General features: G+C 66.9%; 20 protein-coding genes. 9 read left to right on the forward strand and 11 right to left on the reverse strand.

The features are described from left to right. The first annotated feature begins 80 nt into the window (after nt 1-80). From ASD18_RS04675 to ASD18_RS21830, 4 genes are all read left to right on the forward strand, one after another. The gene (locus ASD18_RS04675) at nt 81-563 is read left to right on the forward strand and encodes an HIT family protein (RefSeq protein ID WP_056087348.1); all 483 of its coding nucleotides are present in this window, start codon (nt 81-83) and stop codon (nt 561-563) included. 61 nt (nt 564-624) lie between these two features. After that, nucleotides 625-1,083, forward strand: coding sequence for a DUF402 domain-containing protein (locus tag ASD18_RS21165; RefSeq protein ID WP_235522255.1), 459 nt, complete (start codon nt 625-627; stop codon nt 1,081-1,083). After that, nucleotides 1,062-1,562, forward strand: a complete 501-nt coding sequence (locus ASD18_RS04685) for an HIT family protein (protein ID WP_235522256.1) — start codon at nt 1,062-1,064, stop codon at nt 1,560-1,562. Before ASD18_RS21165 ends, ASD18_RS04685 begins: the two co-directional genes overlap by 22 nt. A gap of 65 nt (nt 1,563-1,627) precedes the next feature. After that, nucleotides 1,628-2,548: a cold-shock protein gene (locus ASD18_RS21830; RefSeq protein WP_056087353.1), complete on the forward strand. Its 921-nt coding sequence runs from the start codon at nt 1,628-1,630 to the stop codon at nt 2,546-2,548. Nucleotides 2,549-2,555: 7 nt separating this feature from the next. Here the strand turns inward: ASD18_RS21830 and ASD18_RS04695 are convergent, their stop codons facing one another. From ASD18_RS04695 to ASD18_RS04720, 6 genes are all read right to left on the reverse strand, one after another. Then, the gene (locus ASD18_RS04695; RefSeq protein WP_056087356.1) at nt 2,556-4,034 is read right to left on the reverse strand and encodes a DUF6345 domain-containing protein; all 1,479 of its coding nucleotides are present in this window, start codon (nt 4,032-4,034) and stop codon (nt 2,556-2,558) included. Between the two features lie 120 nt (nt 4,035-4,154). Further along, nucleotides 4,155-4,685 carry a dihydrofolate reductase family protein gene (locus tag ASD18_RS04700; RefSeq protein WP_156387888.1) on the reverse strand — a complete coding sequence of 177 codons (531 nt, stop codon included), beginning with the start codon at nt 4,683-4,685 and terminating at the stop codon, nt 4,155-4,157. A 55-nt stretch (nt 4,686-4,740) separates the two neighbouring features. Next, nucleotides 4,741-5,574, reverse strand: a complete 834-nt coding sequence (locus ASD18_RS04705; protein ID WP_056087359.1) for an SGNH/GDSL hydrolase family protein — start codon at nt 5,572-5,574, stop codon at nt 4,741-4,743. A 177-nt stretch (nt 5,575-5,751) separates the two neighbouring features. Beyond that, on the reverse strand, nt 5,752-6,153 hold the full coding sequence (locus ASD18_RS04710) for a hypothetical protein (RefSeq protein WP_056087362.1): 402 nt from the start codon (nt 6,151-6,153) through the stop codon (nt 5,752-5,754). Nucleotides 6,154-6,435: 282 nt separating this feature from the next. After that, nucleotides 6,436-6,735: a hypothetical protein gene (locus ASD18_RS04715; protein ID WP_156387889.1), complete on the reverse strand. Its 300-nt coding sequence runs from the start codon at nt 6,733-6,735 to the stop codon at nt 6,436-6,438. Between the two features lie 20 nt (nt 6,736-6,755). Next, a complete protein-coding gene (locus ASD18_RS04720) occupies nt 6,756-7,304 on the reverse strand; it encodes a hypothetical protein (RefSeq protein WP_056087369.1) in 549 nt (182 codons plus the stop codon). 295 nt (nt 7,305-7,599) lie between these two features. On the opposite strand from ASD18_RS04720, the gene ASD18_RS04725 reads away from it, so the two are divergent. The 3 genes from ASD18_RS04725 to ASD18_RS04735 all read left to right on the forward strand — a co-directional run bounded on the left by ASD18_RS04725 (nt 7,600) and on the right by ASD18_RS04735 (nt 11,003). Next, nucleotides 7,600-8,475 carry a nuclease-related domain-containing protein gene (locus ASD18_RS04725; protein WP_235522257.1) on the forward strand — a complete coding sequence of 292 codons (876 nt, stop codon included), beginning with the start codon at nt 7,600-7,602 and terminating at the stop codon, nt 8,473-8,475. Between the two features lie 109 nt (nt 8,476-8,584). Further along, a complete protein-coding gene (locus tag ASD18_RS04730; RefSeq protein ID WP_156387890.1) occupies nt 8,585-9,214 on the forward strand; it encodes an SHOCT domain-containing protein in 630 nt (209 codons plus the stop codon). Between the two features lie 397 nt (nt 9,215-9,611). Beyond that, nucleotides 9,612-11,003 (forward strand): hypothetical protein, encoded by a 1,392-nt coding sequence (locus ASD18_RS04735; RefSeq protein ID WP_156387891.1) that lies wholly within the window; start codon nt 9,612-9,614, stop codon nt 11,001-11,003. A gap of 375 nt (nt 11,004-11,378) precedes the next feature. Here ASD18_RS04735 and ASD18_RS04740 read toward each other — a convergent pair whose 3' ends face one another. The 4 genes from ASD18_RS04740 to ASD18_RS04755 all read right to left on the reverse strand — a co-directional run bounded on the left by ASD18_RS04740 (nt 11,379) and on the right by ASD18_RS04755 (nt 15,659). Next, nucleotides 11,379-11,891, reverse strand: coding sequence for a Pycsar system effector family protein (locus ASD18_RS04740; protein WP_056087377.1), 513 nt, complete (start codon nt 11,889-11,891; stop codon nt 11,379-11,381). After that, nucleotides 11,879-12,586 (reverse strand): adenylate/guanylate cyclase domain-containing protein, encoded by a 708-nt coding sequence (locus tag ASD18_RS04745; RefSeq protein WP_056087380.1) that lies wholly within the window; start codon nt 12,584-12,586, stop codon nt 11,879-11,881. Before ASD18_RS04745 ends, ASD18_RS04740 begins: the two co-directional genes overlap by 13 nt. 43 nt (nt 12,587-12,629) lie before the next feature. After that, nucleotides 12,630-13,562, reverse strand: a complete 933-nt coding sequence (locus ASD18_RS04750) for a hypothetical protein (protein WP_056087383.1) — start codon at nt 13,560-13,562, stop codon at nt 12,630-12,632. Nucleotides 13,563-14,306: 744 nt separating this feature from the next. Then, on the reverse strand, nt 14,307-15,659 hold the full coding sequence (locus tag ASD18_RS04755) for a phospholipase D-like domain-containing protein (protein ID WP_162251730.1): 1,353 nt from the start codon (nt 15,657-15,659) through the stop codon (nt 14,307-14,309). Between the two features lie 489 nt (nt 15,660-16,148). Here ASD18_RS04755 and ASD18_RS04760 point away from each other — a divergent pair, with 489 nt between their 5' ends. Both ASD18_RS04760 and ASD18_RS04765 read left to right on the forward strand, forming a co-directional pair. Then, a complete protein-coding gene (locus tag ASD18_RS04760; protein WP_156387892.1) occupies nt 16,149-17,153 on the forward strand; it encodes a DUF5677 domain-containing protein in 1,005 nt (334 codons plus the stop codon). Between the two features lie 219 nt (nt 17,154-17,372). Then, complete coding sequence (locus ASD18_RS04765) at nt 17,373-17,687, forward strand: hypothetical protein (RefSeq protein ID WP_056087391.1); 315 nt, start codon at nt 17,373-17,375, stop codon at nt 17,685-17,687. A gap of 496 nt (nt 17,688-18,183) precedes the next feature. On the opposite strand, the gene ASD18_RS04770 is transcribed toward ASD18_RS04765, so the two are convergent. Then, nucleotides 18,184-19,605 carry a hypothetical protein gene (locus tag ASD18_RS04770; RefSeq protein WP_156387893.1) on the reverse strand — a complete coding sequence of 474 codons (1,422 nt, stop codon included), beginning with the start codon at nt 19,603-19,605 and terminating at the stop codon, nt 18,184-18,186. Nucleotides 19,606-19,630 lie beyond the last annotated feature (25 nt).

A 19,630-nucleotide genomic window follows, 5' to 3' on the forward strand; every position in this document is an offset into this window, starting at 1 on the left:
GACCCGACACGCTGGTCATCGGCATCCGTGGCGGATCGCTGTAGGCGGCGTTCGAGTGACGGACTGGGACTATTGCGCCCATGACACCCAGGGCGACATCGGCGGCGCAGGAGTGCATCTTCTGCGCCATCGTGGCAGGGCGGGCCGAGGCCAGCGTGGTGTACGAGGACGAGACCGTCGTGGCGTTCATGGACCTGGAGCCCGTCACGCGTGGCCATCTCCTCGTCGTGCCACGGAAGCACGCCGTGGGCCTCGAGGACCTCGATCGAGCCACCAGCGCTCAGGTGTGGTCGGTCGGTCACGACCTGGCGCGAGCCCTGCGACGCTCCGACCTGCGCTGCGAGGGGATCAACGTCTTCCTCTGTGACGGCGAGGTCGCGTTCCAGACGGTCTTCCACTTCCACCTTCACGTCATCCCCCGCTACGCGGGAGACGGCTGGACGATCACTCCCGACGTGGCGGAGCGCGGGAGGTCGCTGCTCGACAGCGACGCGCAAGCCATCAAGGCCGCGATCGCGTCCACGGAGGCCACCGATAGTGTCTCCGACCGTGTGGATCTATGAGCCGGGGTCGTCGATCCAACGGTTCGAGGTGCTGCACGACCAGGTATGGCTGCAGCATCCGGTGACCGTCGTGTCAGACGACGGCGCAACCCTCGCGGTCCGCCTCGATCCCGGCTCCGGCTTCACGTTCCCTTCGCACCCGTTCGGGGCTCACCCGTGGAGCTCGCGCGCCGCATGGGGGTCCACGGCGGTGCTCCAGCTCCATCGGGCCGGTGATCACTACAGCGTCTGGAAGTTCTTCGACTGCGCCGGGACGTTCCTGCACTGGTACGTGAACTTCGAGGCGCCCATCGTGCGCGGACCTGAGGGGTTCGAGACCAATGACCACGGGCTGGACCTGATCGTCCACCCCGACGGCCGGCGCGAGTGGAAGGACGTGGCTGACCTCCACTGGCAGCGAGTCACGGGCCGCATCGACGAGGGAACCGTGGGCCGAGTGCTGGCGGCGGCCGCCGACGTGACCGCTCAGCTGGACGCGAACGCCCACTGGTGGAGCCGATGGGACGGCTGGACGCCATGACGACACCGAGCCACGAGCCGGCCGACTACAGCTGTCCGTTCTGCCTGCTCCAGGTCGGCGTCGTGAGCGAGCACAACCAGCCGAGCGACGTCGTCGCTACCACGGAGCTCGCTCTCGCCCGGATCTCGCCCAAGTGGTGGCCCGCCAACCCAGGGGCGGCACTGGTGATCCCTCGGGAGCATCACGAGAACGTCTACGACCTTCCGCGGGCGACCGGGCACGCCGTGTGGGACCTCGTTCAGCAGGTCGCGGTCGCGATGCGCACGGCCTATGCGTGCGACGGCATCTCGGTCCGGCAGCACAACGAGCCGGCGGGGGGTCAGGACGTCTGGCACCTCCACGTCCACGTCTTCCCGCGCTACGACGGCGACCGTCTGTACGAGCGCGACCTCGAGGCCCGATGGGTCGCCGCCGACGACCGTGCACGGTACGCACGAGTGCTGGCCGCGGAGCTGGACCGCCTGCGCGACCATCCGTAGTCAACCCACCGCGGTTCGATCAGGGACACTGGGTGGCAGCAACTGAGCGTCGACGAGGAGTCACCGTGCCCGAAGGAACTGTCCGTTGGTTCGACGCCGAGCGGGGGTTCGGCTTCCTCTACCTCGGAGACGGGGCCGACGACCTGTTCGTGCACGCGTCCGAGATCGTCGGCAACGACGACGTCCTCCGTGAGGGGCAGGTCGTCGAGTTCGAGCTGGGCGAGGGCGACCGCGGCCCGCAGGCCCGCCGCGTCCGGATCACCGGCGACCACGCCCCCGACGCACTCCTGGGGGTGCTCGGCACGGTCTCCTGGTACGAGCCGGGCAAGGGCTACGGCTTCATCACGCCCGACGGCGGTGGTGCGGAGATCTTCGTGCACAGCTCGGCCATCGTCGGCGGCGGCGTGATCTCGGACGGGCAGCGGGTGGCGTTCCTGGTGGTCGAGGGCGACAAGGGGCCGCAGGCGGACCACCTGCTGCCGCTCGGGGCAGAGGCGACCGGGCGACCCCGGGCGTCCGACGGAGCGGACGGCACCGTGTCCTGGTACGACGGGGAGAAGGGCTTCGGGTTCGTCACCCCCGACTCGGGCGCCGAGGACCTCTTCGTCCACGTCCGCGCGCTGCCCGCGGGCGTGACCGAGCTGTCCGAGGGCGATCGTGTGACCTACGACGTCGGCACGAGCGAGAAGGGCCTCCAGGCCCGCAACATCCGGCTCGTGGGGAGCGCCCCCGCGGCGCCGGCGCGCGGTCGGTCGGGTCCTCCGAGGGAGTCCGACGGTCCTGTGCGCGGCGGCGAGGGCGTGGTCGCGCGCTACGACGCGGAGCGCGGGTTCGGCTTTATCACCCCGGACGCGGGCGGCGCGGACCTGTTCGTGCACGTGTCGGTCGTGCGGGGTGCCGACGCACTGGAGGAGGGCGACCGGGTCCGGTACCAGGTGCGCCAGAGCGATCGGGGACCGCAGGCGGACAGCGTCGAACGGGTCTGAGCCAGCCCTAGAGAACGACCTCGACGACCTTGCGGATCGCGAAGTCGCCGCTGCGGATCTCGACCTCCTCGCGTGCGACCAGGACTGCTGAGCCGTGGTCGACGCGGTAGGAGACGTCCCGGGTGTCCGGCAGGAGGACCAGCTCGGAGTCGCTGCGGCCATCGCAGCGGAGCTGTCGCTCGAGGTCCGCGATCGCGCGACCGAGAGACTCGTCGACGTCGACCTCGTACCCGTCCGACGGTGCAGCCTCGACGGCGTCGACCACGGCGACGGTCCGGTCGGAGACGCTGCACACGGTGCCCCCCGCGTCGAGCGTGACGCTCACATGGCCGTCGTGGCCTCGGGCCATCGGCGTCCCGTCGTACACCTGCCGGAAGTGGGCGGTGAAGTCGGCGATGGCCGTCTCGGTCTGGTCGCCGTCCTGGCTCGCGCCGCCGTGCTCGGTCACCGTGAGAGCGTCGAGCACCAGTTCGGTGTCCAGCTCCAGAGAACGGACCGTCTGCTCGGCGATCTCCCTGGCGGCGTCCACGTCGATCGGTCGGACGTAGCGGTCCGGCTCGGCCAGGAACGCCTCGTAGGACCCGTCCGGCGACAGGACGAGACGTGGGCCGACGAGGGCGTCGCCGCCGTCGTTCCGGTGCTCGGGATCGGGCGACGCCGCGGACGCGATCCACGGCCGGAGCCCGAACCGGTCGCCCAGGTTCCGCGCGACCTCGTCGTCGACAGGCCGACGCTCCACCGAGAGGCGCATCGGTGACGGCGGGACCGTGATCGTGATGACGACCTCGATCACCGTCGGGCCGGCCCACCTCCACCAGTACCAGTTGTCGGAGACGGCACCGCCGTGGAACAGGCGCTCGTTCCAGAGCCGGTCCTGTGCCTCTTCGGCGGTCGCGCCGGAGGCGGTCGACGACGGCCGGTGGTTCGTCAGGGTCGAGAACGCAGCGTCCTGCCACGACTGGCTGAACGACTTCCCCTTGTTCCACTCCCGGAAGAACCCGGCGCCGAGTCCACCCACGTCGTAGGTGAGCCCGTCGAAACCGAAGATCATCCGCGCGCCCTTGTTCGGCTCCGCCCAGGTGCGCCAGGGGTTCTGGCCCCCCTGCACCTCGAGCGAGTGGCAGCCGTGGAGCATCAGGTAGCGCAGGCGCTGGTCGCCGAACGACATCCGCGTGGACTCGGCCAGGAAGGTGTTGTCCCAGGTGCGGCCCATCGCGGCGACGTAGCGGCCGTCCGCCGCCATGCCCATGTGCGTGTAGGTGTGGAGCACACGGACGGAGTCCATGCCGAGGCTGTCCTGCCAGTTGTCGTACTCCCGGTTGAACCGCCACTCGCGGACGTCGTCGTCCTGCGCGTGGAAGTTGACCCCGCTGAACTGTCGGACGTAGTCGAGGAACGCCCTCACGTCGCCGTGCGGAGTGCTCAGTGCCGCGTCTCCGTTCGGGAACGCCTGCACCGAGACGCCTGCGTACATGTTGTCGGCCACTGTTCTCCCCTGATGGTTCGTGGTCCGCACGGTGCGGGCTGCACAGGGGAGGAGCGCGACCGACGAAGGGTGATACCCCGGCTCCTCAGGTAGCGCTTCGTACCGCGTGGCGCACGTAGATCACGCCGTTGCCGAACCGTCGGTGATCCAGCAGCTCCAGGTCGAGCCGAACGCCCGCGGCAGCGCCGGCTTGCCGCCGCCCACGAGCACCGGGCACAGAAGCAGCACGCACTCGTCGACGAGCCCGTGCCGGAACGCCTCAGCCCCGAGGGTCGCGCCGCCGATGCTCAGGTCCGAGCTGGACGCCTCCTTGAGCCGTCGTACCTCCTCGGGATCGAACTGCCGCTCGATCCTCGTGCGCGCCGTCGACACCGCGTCGAGCGTCGTGGAGTAGACGACCTTGTCGGCGTCGCGCCAGATCCCCGCGTACTCGCGGACGACGGCTGGTTCGTCCGTCAACCAGTCGTCGTCCTCCCAGACGCGCATCGTCTCGTACATGCGGCGGCCGTAGAGCGACGTGCCGATGTGCCGCTCGTGCTCGTTCCAGAACGCATGCACCGCTTCGTCGGGTACCGACCAGTCGAAGGAGCCGTTCTCGTCCTCCAGGTAGCCGTCGAGCGAGGTGTTGGCTGCGTAGATCAGCTTGCCCATGGGTGCCTCCGGCCGGACGGGGATCTCGTCGTCGGCCGGCGAGAGGTCCGTCTCCTCACCTGTGCTGCCTGCCGCAGCCCGGCTTGACCGGACCCAGCGCCGAGTTCACGGCGACCGTGTAGGCCTCGTAGCCCTCGACGGTCGGGTGGAATGCCCCCGGGTCGGACGGCCCGAGGATCCACGGATCCGGCGAGTTCGCTCCGTGGCCGTCGAACCTCGTGCGCACGTCCACGAACTGGAAACCGGCACGGTCGGCCGCGGCAGCGATCACCGCGTCGAGGGTGTCCGCAGCGGCGTTGAGAACGCTGAGCTCTGCCGACGAGGCGGCAAGGTAGGCGCCGTACTCGGGGGAGAACAACCGCGGATAGCCGGTCACCACGACGTGGGCGTTCGGGGCGGCCGCGGCGACCTCGGCGTACACCGTGTCGAGCAGCGCCGGCAGCTGGCTCGTGGTCCGGGCGCCGACGAGGGCGACCGTGCCCGCGCACTGGGCGTCGGTGCCGCCGAGGCAGGCGGTGACCGCACTCGACCAGCCGATGTCGTTGCCGCCGATGGTCAACGTCACCAGATCCGTGTCGGCGTCCAGCGCGGCGAGCTGGCCGCCGGTGACCAGCGAGGTCGTGGTGGCGCCCGCGCAGGCGACGAAGTCGTCGAGTCGCAGGCGCTGGCGCCCGTCGAGCTGCACGGCGTAGGCGCTCTGCGAGCGGCCGCACTCGGCGTAGGGCGGGACGCCGTACCCGGAGGCGTACGAGTCACCGAGGGCGTCGTAGACGACGCGCGACGCGGCGGTGGGCGCAGCGCTGGCGACGGAGCCGGCTGAGCCGACGAGGGCGAGCGCCGCGATCACGGCGAGGACTGCGGACCGCGCTGTCCGCAACGAGCGCTTCATCACTGCACCGTAGCCACATCGTCGGACGCGTGCCGGTCGAGCGGCCCTGCTGTAGGAACTCATCGGAGTTGACCAAAGCCCAGTTCGTTGACCTGCAACTGGACAAGTACACGAGACGGCGTTCGTCTCACGAAGTTGTCCGAATCCTCGGCACGGGGGTCACCGCGGGCCCGCGCGTCAGTCGCAGTAGCACGCTCCAGTGAGCGACGGCACGGTGAAACACCGGGGGCACGGCGCGCGCAGCTCATCGAAGCCCGGCCCGGACGAGCCGTCTCGCGCTCTGAATGTGGAAAGGCAGTACCACGTGCCCGTGTCCTGCTCTCCGGTATCGAAGCCTCCCGCGAACAGGTGCGCGTCGAGCGACTCAGTCCACGTCGGCGAGTTCCAGTAGATGTATCCCGGTGCGACGTAGAGCGCGACGCGTCCGGCGACACGTGCTCCGACGTACCCCTTCGAGGTCGGCTCGTAGTAGTCGGCTTCACCCAGAACATCGAGCGCGGCTTCGATTTGCTCTTTGTCTGTGTAGCTCCAGTTCTCGCGCCAGACGAGGAGCTCTTGACGGGTGAGTGATCTGCTCATGCGCGCAAGTCTCTTCGGTTTGGCCCGTCCGTGCGTCGTCGTCGGGGGCCTCGCTGCTCTGGGCACTCGACGTAGCGGCGCCGAGAGGCCCGGAGGCACACAGGGCTCGCGCGTCGTCGCCCACCGGGCAGCCCCGCCACCCCGCGCCCGCCCATGCGCCGGAAGGACCACCGCCCACACATGCTGGCTCGTCATCAGCCTTTGAGCGCAGTATCCGGATGCGCCAAAGACCCCAGGTGCTGGTCCTGACCGTGGATCGGCGCGGACAGCAGCAACGCCCGGTCAGCCGAGAGGGCCGTTCTGGCAGTCCTTGCAGGGGATCGTTGAGACCAGACGCGACGGTGCATCGGCGTGGATCGCGTTGCCGTTGCAGACCGCCTGCCACGCGTCCGGGGTGCTCACGTAGCCCCACCCGGACATATCGGGGTCGTCCTTGTGGCCGCAGCCACCCTCCAGGTGCGCCTTGCGGCTCGGAGCGATCAGTACCCGAGCGGAGCCCGCTCGCCGGGCGGGGCTGCGCGGGGCGCACAGGCCGCATGTGTCGATCGCCATCTCGTGGATGCACATCTCGCCCGTTGTCATCCCCGAAGTATCTCGCCTCCCTAGGAAGACGCGGCGAGTGCGACTGCGCCGGCGAGCTCCGCGACGGTGTGGGGTCCGCTGGCGATTCGCCGGACGGTCGACAACGTGAGGTTCCTGGCCCTGGTTGCCGCAACGGTGGCGCGGGAGGCGACGTAGAACGCCCATTGTGAGAGGTCAAGAACGTCGAGGGCGTCGTGACTGGTCGCGGTCTGTACGCAGAGGCAGTAGACGTCGGCGTTGTAGTCGCGATCGCCGGTGTAGGTGTTCGTGGCCTCGTTGAGGAGGCGCGCGCTGAGGCCACCGAACCTGATGTCCGTGAGTCGCGGCTGAGACCAGCCCTGCAGATAGGCAGCAGCCTTCACCTCGACGCGGACGCCATCAGGCGTGAGGACGTCGTAGGCATCCCACTCAACGCGGCGCACGGCGACCGATCCAACGGCGCGGGACACGATGAACTCCGCGAGCACGCCCCGCAGCGTGTTGGTGCGCAGGTCCGACATGCCCCAAGACCAGAAGTCGCGGACGGTCACGCCATCCAGTCCGACAAGCGGTTCGTCGCCCGTAAGCACGGGAGCTTCTGGTGGGACGTGATCGGAATCCATGAGCAAATACTGCCGCCCACACCGAAGCCCGCCTGTCACCTACTCGTACAGCAGACCCTTCCGCCGAAGTCGTCTCCGGGTCGCGCCGTCAACGGAAACGGCTCCGAGCTGGCTCATGAGAGCGAAACGCCCCGCTACTCGGAGCCGACCGACTGAGCGACTCGGGCGGTGCCGTTACGACGCTGGCTCCTTCGATGCAGGGACGCCGCACAGCGGACTGGGAGTGCTCAGTTCGGCCAGAGCCCGTGCCGATGCGGTCTGCATGAGCGACACGGACGCAGGGGCAGCAACCGACAAGACGATGCGGTTGCGCTACGCCGGCCCCTGTCGGCTGTGCGGGGCACAGCTAACTGCGGGGGAGGTCGCCGTCTACGAGCGGCCCACCAAGACCGTGCGCTGCGTATCGTGCCCGCAGAGTGAGGTGACCTCACCAGGACCGTCCAAGGTCGCTGATGTGCCGACGCCTTCCGGCCCACCCGTGATCGAGAGCGGCGTTGCCGGTGCCTCCGCCCAACGCGAGCACGCTCGGCGAGCAGCCAAGCGTGAGGACAGGATCCGGGCAGCGCACCCGAAACTGGGCGGCTTGATGCTCGCGCTGTCCGGCGACCCGCAGACCACCCGCGTGTGGAGCACCGGTGCCGTCGGCGAGCAAATCGTCGCCCGCAGCCTCGACAAGTGGGCGAACGAGCACGTCCGCATGCTTCACGACCGACGTATCCCACGGACGAAGGCGAACATCGATCACATCGCCGTGGCACCCAGCGGCGTCTACGTCATCGACGCCAAGCGCTACAAGGGCTGGCCCGACCTGCGGATCCAGGGCGGAATCCTGCGCCCGCGGACCACCACGCTCGTGGTCGGCGGCCGGGACTGCACCAAGCTCCTGGACGGCATGCACAAGCAGGTCGACCTCGTCCGCAGTGCTCTCGATCAGTCCCACCCCGACGTACCGGTACGCGGGATGCTGTGCTTCGTCGACGCCGACTGGCCACTGATCGGCGGAGCCTTCTCGATCGACCACGTCGACGTGCTATGGCCAAAGAAGGCCGCCCAGCTCCTCAACAACGATGGCCCGCTCTCGAGCGATCAGGTCTTCGCCCTTCACCAACACCTCGCCGCCACATTCCCGGTCGCATAACGCAGCTTCCCGATCGCAATGCTGGGCGATGCTCCACACAGGCAGATTTCAACCGGCGTCCGGCCGGCAACAGCCGTACCGCGTCCGGGCTCCCGATTACAGTGCCGCCATGTCGATGAGCGGGCGTGTGGTCGGTGGTCAGTTCCTCAGCGGGACGGTGACGGCGGTGCCCTATGGGGCCGGCCTCGTGGTTCAGTCGGGGTTCAAGCGACGCAAGCTCAACCAGGATCACGTCGCCGCGTGGGAGGAGATCATCTCCGAGTCGAGCGGCGGCAAGGTCAGCGCCGTCGGGCAGGCCGTCGCGGCCGTCGCGCTCCCGCGTTTCATGAGCAAGTCCGCCTCGGCGGCGGTGGGTGCCGCGCTCGACACCACGATCCGTCCGCCGCGCATCGTCCGCATCGACTGGCTCGTCGGGGAGCCCTCCCTGCTCAAGGTGTCCGAGCAGCTCTTCACCCACCTCGACTTGATCCTCAAGGATCAGCGGGTGGAACCCGCTCCGGCTCCCGCGAACTCGGCAGTTGCGGAGGCGGCGCCTGTGCCCACCGTCACCGAGCAGGCCTTCTCTCTAGTTTCGGGCTTCCTTAAGGACCGGAAGGCTGTGTCCGTCGTCGAGTCGACTACCGCGAGTGCGCCCGACCTGGCCGACCAGCTCGTGAAGCTCGCATCCCTCCGCGACGCCGGCGTGCTCACGGAGGAGGAGTTCGCGGCGAAGAAGACGGAGCTGCTGTCGCGTATGTGAGGCTCGCTCCTCCCGCGCCGTACGGTGCCGCCGCGCGAACTGGCCGGTGAGATGCGCATACGGCGCGCGGCTGCACCCTGTAGAAGACACGTCGGCGATCTTCGAGTGGATCGAAGGCTTCGACAACCCCGTCCCATGCCATTCAGGTCTCGGCTACCGGCCCCCGAACGACTTCGAAGACCTTCACACCGCCCCGACCGCGGCGGCATGATCACCACAGGCAAAACTGTCCGGGAAACCGGGTCAGACTCCGACAGCTCAGACGCCGGTCGTCTCACCTAGTTGAGCAGGAGGAGTCTCATTGCCCGAGGACAACGCCCCTCCCGTGGAAGTGGCGACTGGCGAAGACGGTCGACGCCGTGTGCGCTGGCCAGTCCGCTTCGAGAAGGAAGGCTGGGTGACGTTCGAGCACGACTTCCCCGATGCCTTGACTCACTACTACCGACCTGGAGGGGTCGACGAAGATCTTCTCCTCTACTCGGGTACGTTCTGTCTACCCGACGACGATGAGCCTTACGAGGGCGACGTGCGCTGGCGCTGGGGTACTTCTCCTCGGATAGACGTCCGGGGATCGCGTGAGCCCAGAACTGCCGACCTCATGAAGTTCTTGAACGGCATGAACGATCCCGGGCTCTGGGTCAACACGAACGAGATAGGGATCGAGCTCCCGTCTGGGCACCTGCCGCCGCAGCCGATCGAGCTGGCCGGCCAATCAGCCGATGACCTGTCGTCAATCGGCCTGACGGTGGAGCAGCAACTAGGCGACGCCTCGAACCTGGAGCGAGTGACGTTCCTCTTGCCCAACGGTTGGCAAGGTGAGGGATGGGGCATCTGCGAACCCGGCGAGCCAACGACCACGTGGCAGGGCAGAACCGTCGCCGAGGGAGGCGGTTGGACCGTGACACTTGACCGACGCCGGGAGATGACGGGTCGCGAGGCTTGGAAGGACCTCAAGAACCGACGTGGTCAGCAGTTCACCCACGTCGGAGAGTTACGCCGTACCGATGGCAGCGTCTTCACCGGAGAGGACGCCTTCGACGCGCTCGACCGGGTTCGCCTCGGCCTGAACCTGGCCCTAGGCCGACGCACCACATGCGCCCTTCCCGTGGGCTACTGGCAGGGCGATCCCACTTGGTGTCGCTGGCGGAGTGCTCCCGTCGACTCGTACCAGAACTCGACGCAATGGCTCGACGAGACCGTGGCCGACCAACAAGTAGTCGAGTTACTAGGCCTCGTTCTGAATTTGACGGTCGACGACGCCGACCTCACGGCGCTGCGGTATGCCCTCGGGTACTACATCGCCGGCAACGTCGATGTGAACGTTGACCTCACTGTCTCCATCCCTGTCTCTGGGCTGCAACTACTGGCGTACTACCGGTTCATGACGCAGCGGCAGGACTACTCACACACCGCCTGGAAGAAGCTCGACACTGAAGTTCAGGTTCGGCTGCTGCTGGACGACATAGGCGTCGACACTGACGTGAAGCCGCACTTCGCTCACCTGGAGGCGGCAAGAGCCCGGATCTCGACCCCGCAGAAGAACCGAGATGCCCTCGGGGCCGTCATGAAGATGAGAAACGTCGTCACCCATCCCACCAGAGAAAGCCCGACGATGTTCAGCATCTACGAGCTGGCCGAGGCAGGTATGCACGCCCGCTACTGGCTTTGCCTCGCGCTGCTCAACACCATCGGGTACGTCGGGCCGATAGCGATGGTCCACCAAGAGAAGACCAGGTGGGTCGGCCAGGTTCACAACCCGCCATGGGTTGCACGCATCACTGTGGCGTGACTCCGGGCGCTGCAAGGTGGTCCATTGACGACCCGGGACGAGCCGGTCCGCGCAACGGCCGCGCGCGTCGCCGCTGGGAGACCGGACACGGGCGCCCGAGAACGAGGCGGAAGGGGTAGTGCGTCGATCTGCCCTACCGCGCCTCGCGTTCAGCACCGCGTGACTTCGCCCGTCCCGCGTCGCTGTCGGACACCGTGACCCCGTCCCGCCCACCGGGCACCGCCCACGCAGGGTGGAAGGCCACGCTGTGGCCACTTTCGTAGGACGTGCTCGACTCGCTGGAAGTGAGACGGACTCATCGAACTCCCTCGTCCTGCCGATGTCTTGCCCCATCGCGCTGCTCTGAGGGCGCTCCGTGTCCGTCGAGCTGGGTCCTCAGCTCACCTGGTTCAGCACGGAGGCGGAGAGCACGCACAGACCGCCTGCCACGCCGAGCCAGATCGACCACGCCACCCGGACGTGCTTGGACCAAGCGATGTCTGCCATGACCGTGATCTGTCGAGCGAGCTGCGGGAGCGGGTCCCCTCGCCGCAGCTCGCGCTCGAGGTGTGCCGGGTCCCAGTGACGAGCGTGGCCGAAGTAGATGTAGTGACGACGCGCATCCCGTTTGAGCCCGCGGCTTTTGAGGCTGGGCGCGACGACCGAGGCGGCTAGGACAGCACCTGCCACCAGGAGGCCAGCGCCGATGCCGTAGATGGTCCACTCCCACGCGGTGCACATCTGACTGAGCGTCGCGAGCGAGAACGTCAGGAAGAGCGTTTGCACGGTGAAGGCGAACGCCGCCTTGGTATCAACCTTGCCCGTCCAGTCCGCCTGGGCTTGGTGGATCTGCCATGCGGTCGCGAGCGCAGTCTCTGGGTTCTCGCGGGGGCGCATCAGAGCGCCCACTGGATGTTCGTCCCGTACACGGTGACGTGCCGGCCACCGATCGGTCCGACGGAGTGCACCCTCGACCACACGGGCCGGCGCGCCTCGCCATACGTCTGGTAGTCGGCTCCGAGTTCATCGGCGACGGCCTGAGTGATGAAAATCGACGGAGCGAGCCGGAGGTCGCTGAGCTTGGCTGCCACGTTCGGTGCCGACCCGATCGAGATGAGGTCGTTGTTGTCGCGGACGCCGCCTCGAACGATCAGTGCCTCGCCGGCGTCGATTCCGATTGCGTGCCGGATGTCGCAGAAGTTTTTCCCGTCGGTGAACCCGTTCTTGATCGCCTCGGGGATGACCTCGTTAACAGCCCAGTGGATGCCCATGGCAGCTCGGACCGCTCGCTCCTCCTTGTCGACACCCATGAAGATGCCCATGACCCGATCGCCGTCAAAGCTCCGAATCGCACCGCCCTTGAAGAGGATGATGCGGGACACGGTGCTGATGTAGGCCTTGATGATCTTGGCCGTCGCCTCTTTCGTCAGGCTCTGCGCGAGCTTGCTGGAGCCGGCGAGGTCGGCGTAGAGATACACGGCGTCGACCAGCTTGCCGCCGTTCTTCAGGACGATGTCCTCGGTGTCCGGCACCACCGTTCCCTTGGCGATGTTCCAGCCGGTGTTGAAGATGTTGCTGACGCTGTTCTCGATCGACGGGTACACGTGCGCGTTCCTCTCAGCATCTTCGTGGGTGGGCCGTACGACGTCAGCGCTGCCGCAGACCGCGTATCAGGTTGAGGTGGTCGCGGCGCTTCCGCGCAGCGACGGCGCGCAGCGGGTTGGCGAGCTCGACCGCGGCCGCCTTCTCGACAACCTCGTGGGCGTCCGCCCGGTACGTCAGACCAGCCAACACCGCCGCGCAGTACTCGGCCCCGTGCTCCTCACACCACTGCGACGTGAGCCGCTTCCCCTCACGCTCGCCGTCGTCCTCGGGGACCTTTTCTAGCGTCACGTCGTGCCACAGCGACGGGTTCGGGCCTTCGTCACCACATGGGCAGGTCACCGCGAGGTAGTCGTTGTCCTGGGCCCAGTCCCAGACCGTCCCGGAAACGAGCATCTCGTGGGCGTCGGCCTGCTGGGCGGCCTTCGCTGCGTAGTTCACGGCGCGCCCCGCCCAGACCGGCTCCTGGTGATCCGTGCGCGGCACACCCACACGCTTGACCAGGATCGGGCTCGCCGCGACGCCGACCTTTAGTCCGGTCTTCGGCAGCGAGTCGGGCCATCGCTTCTCCAGTCGAGGCACGAGGTGACGCTTGCTGAACGTCTTGATCGTGATGCCTGCGCAGACCGCGCGCTCCATCCGGAACTCGCCCCAGAACAGGCCGAACGCTCCGTCTCCCTGGATGGCGACGAAGTCGGCGTCGAACTCGTCGAAGACCTGGACCACGCCGCCGGTGCTCGCCTCGTAGATGCTCGCGACCGAGGCCGGCTTCTTGTTCAGCCCGATGCGGGTCGAGCTCTTTAGGTCGGCGACCACCGCGACGACCTCGTCCGCCCGGTGCCACCTGCGCGCCTTGATGGGCAAGGAGTTGACGTCGAGGTCATCGCCCCTTTCCACGATCTCGGGCATGTTCGCCAGCTCGATTTTGACGTCGTCGTCCACATCCTCGAGTAGGGCCCTCAGGTCCACGGTCGTCACGCTGTCTCCTTCGCGAGCACCCAGGGCTCCCGCGACGCAGCGGGCCTCCTCCCGTAGGAGCCCCTCGGCGCCCGCGTGATACCGGCGTGGCGCGAAGCGTAGCCACGCCGTCCGACACCGCTGCGCTTACATCTCTCCGGCCACACCCCCGAAGGCTCGAGCTGGGACCGGCTGGGCGGCTACCGACCCGGTACGCGACCACGCGATCGCCGGCGGAGCACGACCTCATCGGCGCATGTGGGCGATGGGCCGACTCCACCGCTGATCGCCTGATCGACCATGCACACGTCGAGACGACGCGGGAGCAGGAGTCAGACATCCGTGCAGCGGTCGCGGCTCGGGTCAAGGAGCTGCGCTGGCCGGCAATGGCGCACCTGTCGGCACGCGCGTCGAAGGAGGCAGGCAAGACGTACATGGCCTTCTCCTGCTGGAGGTGCAGCCGGGTTCAGGGCGACCACCACCTTGCTGAGGTCTGGCACGCGGCCGCCTACGACTTGGAGCAGCCGAAGGTTCTTGTCAGCCGTGGCGCGAGCGCCGTCGTAGCCTCGCGCTGGTGCCGTCCGCCAGCAGGAGCAGCGCCGTGCAGGAGTACGCCGATCACTCCTTGACGTCGACCCCTCGCTCAGCGGTCAGAGAGGCGATGCTCCTAGTTCGGGACCGAGACCGGGGCGAAGGTCACGCAATTTCCGAAGTCAACGCAGGCAACCGTCCCCAGACGCGGCGCGCGTGCGGGCGCGGCAACTCTCACCCGGGCCGTGCCGTGAGGAAGAGCCCGCCGGCTACCTCAAGGAGATCGACCTTGTACCGCCCTTCGTCCAAGAAAGAGCCGATCGTCCGGCCACTGCTCTTGAAGCCCGTCAGCGCGGTCCCTTGGAAGACCCGCTTGAGGAACGCTTCGCGCTCGACCTCGTCGTCGACAATCTGCAGCGCGACATCGCGGAGTTCGTCAGTATCGAACTGCTCGATCGGACTGGTCCAGACGCGGTCTTCCTGCTCGATACGCCGGAGATCTAGCGTCTCGAGGTCGAACATCATGTGGAGCGTCGTCGATGGAGACCACGCGTGCTCGCGCAAGATGGCGATGACATTGACTCCTTCGGTGGTCACTGGATCCGGGAATCGGATCTGCAGGTGGAGGGGCACCCCACCGACGGAGACTCGAGTCCCGAAGGAGACGTTCTGGGTGGCGTAACTCATCTGACCCTGCGCTACTCGCACGAGCGCAAGCTTGCCCGTCGGAGACAGGATCATCGGGATGAACTTGAGCCTCGTCAGATCGATGCTCCTGCCATCTGCGCCGAACCACGCGGTCAACGACTCTCCGGAATCGACCTTGAAGTAACCCCCTTGGTCCCACACGTCGACAAGCCGGCCGTAGGCGGCACCCCGATGGTGGCGGTACGGCGAGGACCGTACCCGGCGAGCCAGGAGATCAGTGATCTGCTGCTCGCGCTGTGCGCGTTCCACTTCACGACGTCGCTTCTCAGTGGCGCGCGCCCTCGCTCGAGCCCGCTGGAGCTCTGCCTCCCGCTCCGCAGACAGGCGCTCGTGACGGACCTGATCAGCAGCCTCGAAGTACGCCACCAGTCCGGCTACTGCAGAGTCGACGAGATCCATCTGATCACTGAGTTGCTCCAGCAGTCGGTCGAGGTCATCCTCCGTGACTGCTTCAGCGGCTTCGACCCACTCTCGGATTCTGTTGCGGAACTTCTCGTCGACAACTGGTTCGTGCGGCGCCACCGTCGCCTCGCGGCTGCGACGCGCATATCCGGTGAAGTTCTGCGATCCGATCGCAAACCTGGACCCGTCAACGGCTAGCACCTTGGCGTGCAACCTCGCCAAGGTGCGCACTTGGAAACCCGCGACTACCAACTTCTTGAGCGCGAGCAGCCTCTTCCGGTAGTTCGCCGGGCCGCTCTCTGGCGAGAGGTCGGTGACGACGGTTACCTGGCTAGCCGGGACGCGTGATTTCGTCAGGAGACGAACCACCTGGTCGTCCAGGTACGGAGTAAGCACCCACACGGTCAACTCGGCGCGCTCCACGAGGCGTACCCACGCGTTGTAGGCGTCGCGCGCGAGGAACTCGTCAGCGGCCACCGTGCTCACCCTAAAGCGTTCTCGACGAGTCAGCGCTGATTCATTCAACACCACGATCTTCGCTGACCGCGTCCATCAGACCCGGTGCGAGCGGAGATTCGGTTGTGAAGCGGCTATTGGCACGTTCCTGACCGACGACGCCTTCGTGTAGGGCCTCATCGAAGTTGTCCGGTGCCCGACGATGTGACCTGAGGCGGGACACATAGCGGAGACACCGGTCATCAGACCTAGTAGTCCGAATCCTTAGCTCGACAGATCGGCGGTCGGGCACGATGGTCCCCATGGCGAGCGGTGACGCGTTTGGGATACCCGAGAAGCGCTGGGACGACGGCGACCGAATGGGCTGGGAGACACGAGAGCCTTTTCGTCCCAGTCCCTGAACACCTCTGGGAGCTCGTCAGCTCGGACCTCCGCGACGAGATCCTCCAGTGGCGGTACTCGGTCGCGCTGGATACCGACGCCCTGCGACGCTACTTCCCCGATGAGGCCGTGCATCGCATCGTCACCGCAGCGGCCAATGACGCGATCGCCTTGGTCGACCACGTCGACCGGTTCGACGGCCGCTCGGCCGCACATGCCGCTCGAGCAATGTTCGAGCATCTGATCAACCTGTGCGACGTCATCTCGTCGACCGACAACACCCCTGACCGCTACCTCGAGCACCGGCACGTCACAGCCGATCAGGTCAGCCAACACCGGTGGTACCTGGACCTCCTGGACCCTGCCGCCCGCAAGAAGGAGAAGGACCGACTCGACAAGCTCGCACGCACGACCGCCGCACCGCTGAAGGCTGCGCTGGCCAAGTGGACCACCGGATTTAAGCGCGGGTGGGCGAAGGGCACGCTCAAGGAACGTGCAGACCTGCACGGACTGGGTGACGGCTACGAGGGGTACCGCATCCTCTCGGGTGTCATCCATGGCTCGAGCGGCGCCCTGGCTGGCATCGTCAGGGACATCAAGGGCACCCCTGTGCACCGGGTGGGTCCGGACCTGGATCTCGCCGCGACTGCCTACCGCGAGGGCTTGGTGTCCTTCTGGAGCATCGCCGACCGCCTCCTGGTCCTCACCGGCGGACCGGAGGCAGAGCAGCTCAAGGGGCGAACCGGCAATCTGCTGCTCGGGATTCAGGAGGTCAGCAAGGCTCTACGCCGGGAGGACAAGAACATGTGGCCGACCGAGCCGCCGCCGGCGGGCAGGGTGCCGCTGCTAGCTGTCTACCCGTCAGGCCGCACCCGGTGGTTCATCGTGGACACCCGAACCGAGACGATGGTGGTCGCCGATCCCCCAGCGGTCGAACCGGACGGCGTGGCCGCGGCCATCGCCCTGGCAAGGCAAACGGATCCGAACGCAGACGGCCGCCCGGTGACATTCCCGTTCGAGGCAAATGTGCCAATCCGCCCTCGCGTCGGAGCGTCCTGGGTCTCGACATCGTCCGTGCTGATGCCACCCGGCCACCCGGCCCGGCACGACACGCCCATCGGCCACAAGCCTTAGCGACGACGGAGGGCGCGGAGGTAGCAGATCGAACCGGCCCGAGTCATCGGGATCGGTTCCACAAGGGGTTCAGTGCGCAGCGCGTCCAGCGCCCGCGCGAGCTCATGCCCCCGGCGATCTCGTACGTGGCGCGAGCTGGACACGCCGACCCAATTCACGGCCGTCGGCGCTGAGCGCTAGGGTCCGGCCGAACCGTCCGACTCGACTGATCGGAGTCCCATGCCGCTCGTCGTTGAAGCTCAGCCGACCTCCGACACGCTCTTTCGCCTCGAGATCACCGTGGATGGGACCGTCATCGGCGAGTACGAGCGCTCGCGCCACGCGGACATCGGGCGAAAGACCGAGGAGGTTAATTACGCCGCGGACTACCTCGTGGAGCTCTACACCCGCCGCGGCATGTTCGTCGTCCGCTGGGACTCGGTCACGCGCACGAAGGTCATCCGCGACGAGCTCGGCAATCACATCGGCGAAATCCCGAGGGCCTGCTGGCGAAAATCCGCTCGCCAAACCGACTTACCCCAATCGACGGCGTAGTTGATGCGTGAGGCCGATCTCGAGCAGGCTGGGGTTATGTAGTTGATGAGGTTCCGGTAACTGATCCGCGTCGGTGCTCGAGCGTTCCGTTGATCGCCTCGTGGGGGCCGTTGCTTGTGCGGGACCGGTAGCTGATCCGCGTGTGGTTCCCGGACACGCCGTGCGGTCACACTGTCGGATCTCATCGAACTCGTCCGGAGCCCGACGGCCTGACGTGCGGCGGACACTTGGTGAGACGGCGCGAATCTCACCTAGTTGTCCCAATCCTCTGCCGATCGCCTCGGCGAGACGGAGCCCTCGATGCGCTGCCTGAGCGAGGCGCGAGCCTGGAGGTGGCCTTCCGACAGGTGGACGCGAGGCGTCCGACGAGCGCCCCGTGGAACCCAGGAAGGGCGTGTACGCAGGCCTGTCCCTAGAAGGCGAGATGCGCGGTTCGTCACCAAGAGAATCCGGGCATGGCGAGAGCGATGTCAGGGGCCGCCAAGAGAGTCAGGCGCTACGGCACCAGAAAGTCGCGTAGGACGGCTCCGGCGACGGCAGTAGGGCCATTGACTTCGCGCCCGGCGAAGGTGCCGAACACACTATAGATTCGGCTGCGCTTCATCCTCGAGAACTCGTACGGGTCAGCCTCGATGATTACTGAGGACTCCTTGCCGTGTATGTGGAGTCCAATCTCCCAACGCTCTTCCTCGTCCATCAGGTCGTTTCGTGTCCAGTCGATACCTTCGGGGATCTCCGAAGGGACGAAGTCATTAAGGACATCGTTCCACCACTCGTCGCGGGGGAGACCCGGGACAGCGCCGAGGGCGTTGGAAAGGGCGTTTTTCCCATCGGCGATAGAGTCGTAAAGCGGCAAGTGCTCCAGCACGCTTGCCGGTGCGGCTGCCCGTAGCCTCTGGACCTCCAGCTCCATGAGCCGACCGGAGATGGGAACTTCGAGTGCGACGTCCTCGAACTCTCGCGCCGCAACACGTTCCTGGTCATCTGGAGTCGGGTCCCAGGTCACCGCGGAGATGGTGGCAAGAAGGGTCAGGGACGCCGTAACCAGACTCCCGACTGGCCCATCAGATGGCCGGCTGGTCTGCAGATCCCTGACTGACGCGAGCCCGGTGATCTCGGTGATGGACGCTCCGAGGATAAGCCTCGATGGCAGAAGTTGTTCGACTGACGCGTCGTCGAGGGTACCGACGAGTTCGTCAAGCTCCCCCGCGCGAGCGACGGACCCAATAGCGGCGGGAAGCTTCGACCCAATGTAACGCGCGATGCTCAACGCCATGTCGCCTGGAGGCGCAGGAACCAACCCCCGCACAGCTCCAACGAGTTGGTTGCGCCGGGTGTAGCGCACCGGGGGCGCGGCGCCCAGGTACTTGAACGCGGCTTCTACATCCGAGTCGGATGTGAGGAGCACTAGCCTTGCGGGCTCGGACTCCGCCAGGGCCAGGACATCCTGCACCCAGGCCATGTCGGCAGCACCGGTCTTGATTCCCGATTTTCGTTCCCCTGGGCCTTGCATCAGCACTTGCGCCTTCAAGCCGACAAGGGCCGCGGCCGGCGTCGCTGGTAGCACGGAGACGTTGTCAAGTTGACTGAGTTGGTCGCGCAGGTGGCTCAGGACTTGCTCGACGCTCACAGTGTGGAGTTCTGCGCGGTCACTGACGTCGGGAAAAGCGCCCGCCATCCGGGAGCCGCGGAACGTCTTAGCGCCAACTCTGAGCGAGTCGTAGTGGGCAACGAGATCTGCATGAGCGTGCTGTGCCCATTCCCACAGGACGACCTCTGGCACCACCACCTCGACGTTCGCGGAGCGGAGCTCGGCGGCGAGGCCCTCAACCTGGTCCAGCTGCACCTTGCCTCGGCCGAAGGCGTTGGCGTCAACTGCAGCCCACTGAACTCGTGCCGTAAGTTCGTCCTCGCTCACCTGCCCAGGCTAAAGGGCTTGGGGG

This window comes from Cellulomonas sp. Root137, from assembly GCF_001426725.1.
In the GTDB taxonomy this organism is placed as follows: Bacteria; Actinomycetota; Actinomycetes; order Actinomycetales; family Cellulomonadaceae; genus Cellulomonas.

What these genes read in the sequence shown, in the direction of transcription:
- ASD18_RS04725 (WP_235522257.1), top strand. Translation starts at nt 7,600, where the DNA reads ATGAGCGACACGGACGCAGGGGCAGCAACCGACAAGACGATGCGGTTG.
- ASD18_RS04710 (WP_056087362.1), bottom strand. Translation starts at nt 6,153, where the DNA reads ATGAGCAGATCACTCACCCGTCAAGAGCTCCTCGTCTGGCGCGAGAAC.
- ASD18_RS04700 (WP_156387888.1), bottom strand. Translation starts at nt 4,685, where the DNA reads ATGGGCAAGCTGATCTACGCAGCCAACACCTCGCTCGACGGCTACCTG.
- ASD18_RS04705 (WP_056087359.1), bottom strand. Translation starts at nt 5,574, where the DNA reads ATGAAGCGCTCGTTGCGGACAGCGCGGTCCGCAGTCCTCGCCGTGATC.
- ASD18_RS04685 (WP_235522256.1), top strand. Translation starts at nt 1,062, where the DNA reads ATGGGACGGCTGGACGCCATGACGACACCGAGCCACGAGCCGGCCGAC.
- ASD18_RS04675 (WP_056087348.1), top strand. Translation starts at nt 81, where the DNA reads ATGACACCCAGGGCGACATCGGCGGCGCAGGAGTGCATCTTCTGCGCC.
- ASD18_RS04715 (WP_156387889.1), bottom strand. Translation starts at nt 6,735, where the DNA reads ATGACAACGGGCGAGATGTGCATCCACGAGATGGCGATCGACACATGC.
- ASD18_RS04765 (WP_056087391.1), top strand. Translation starts at nt 17,373, where the DNA reads ATGCCGCTCGTCGTTGAAGCTCAGCCGACCTCCGACACGCTCTTTCGC.
- ASD18_RS04730 (WP_156387890.1), top strand. Translation starts at nt 8,585, where the DNA reads ATGTCGATGAGCGGGCGTGTGGTCGGTGGTCAGTTCCTCAGCGGGACG.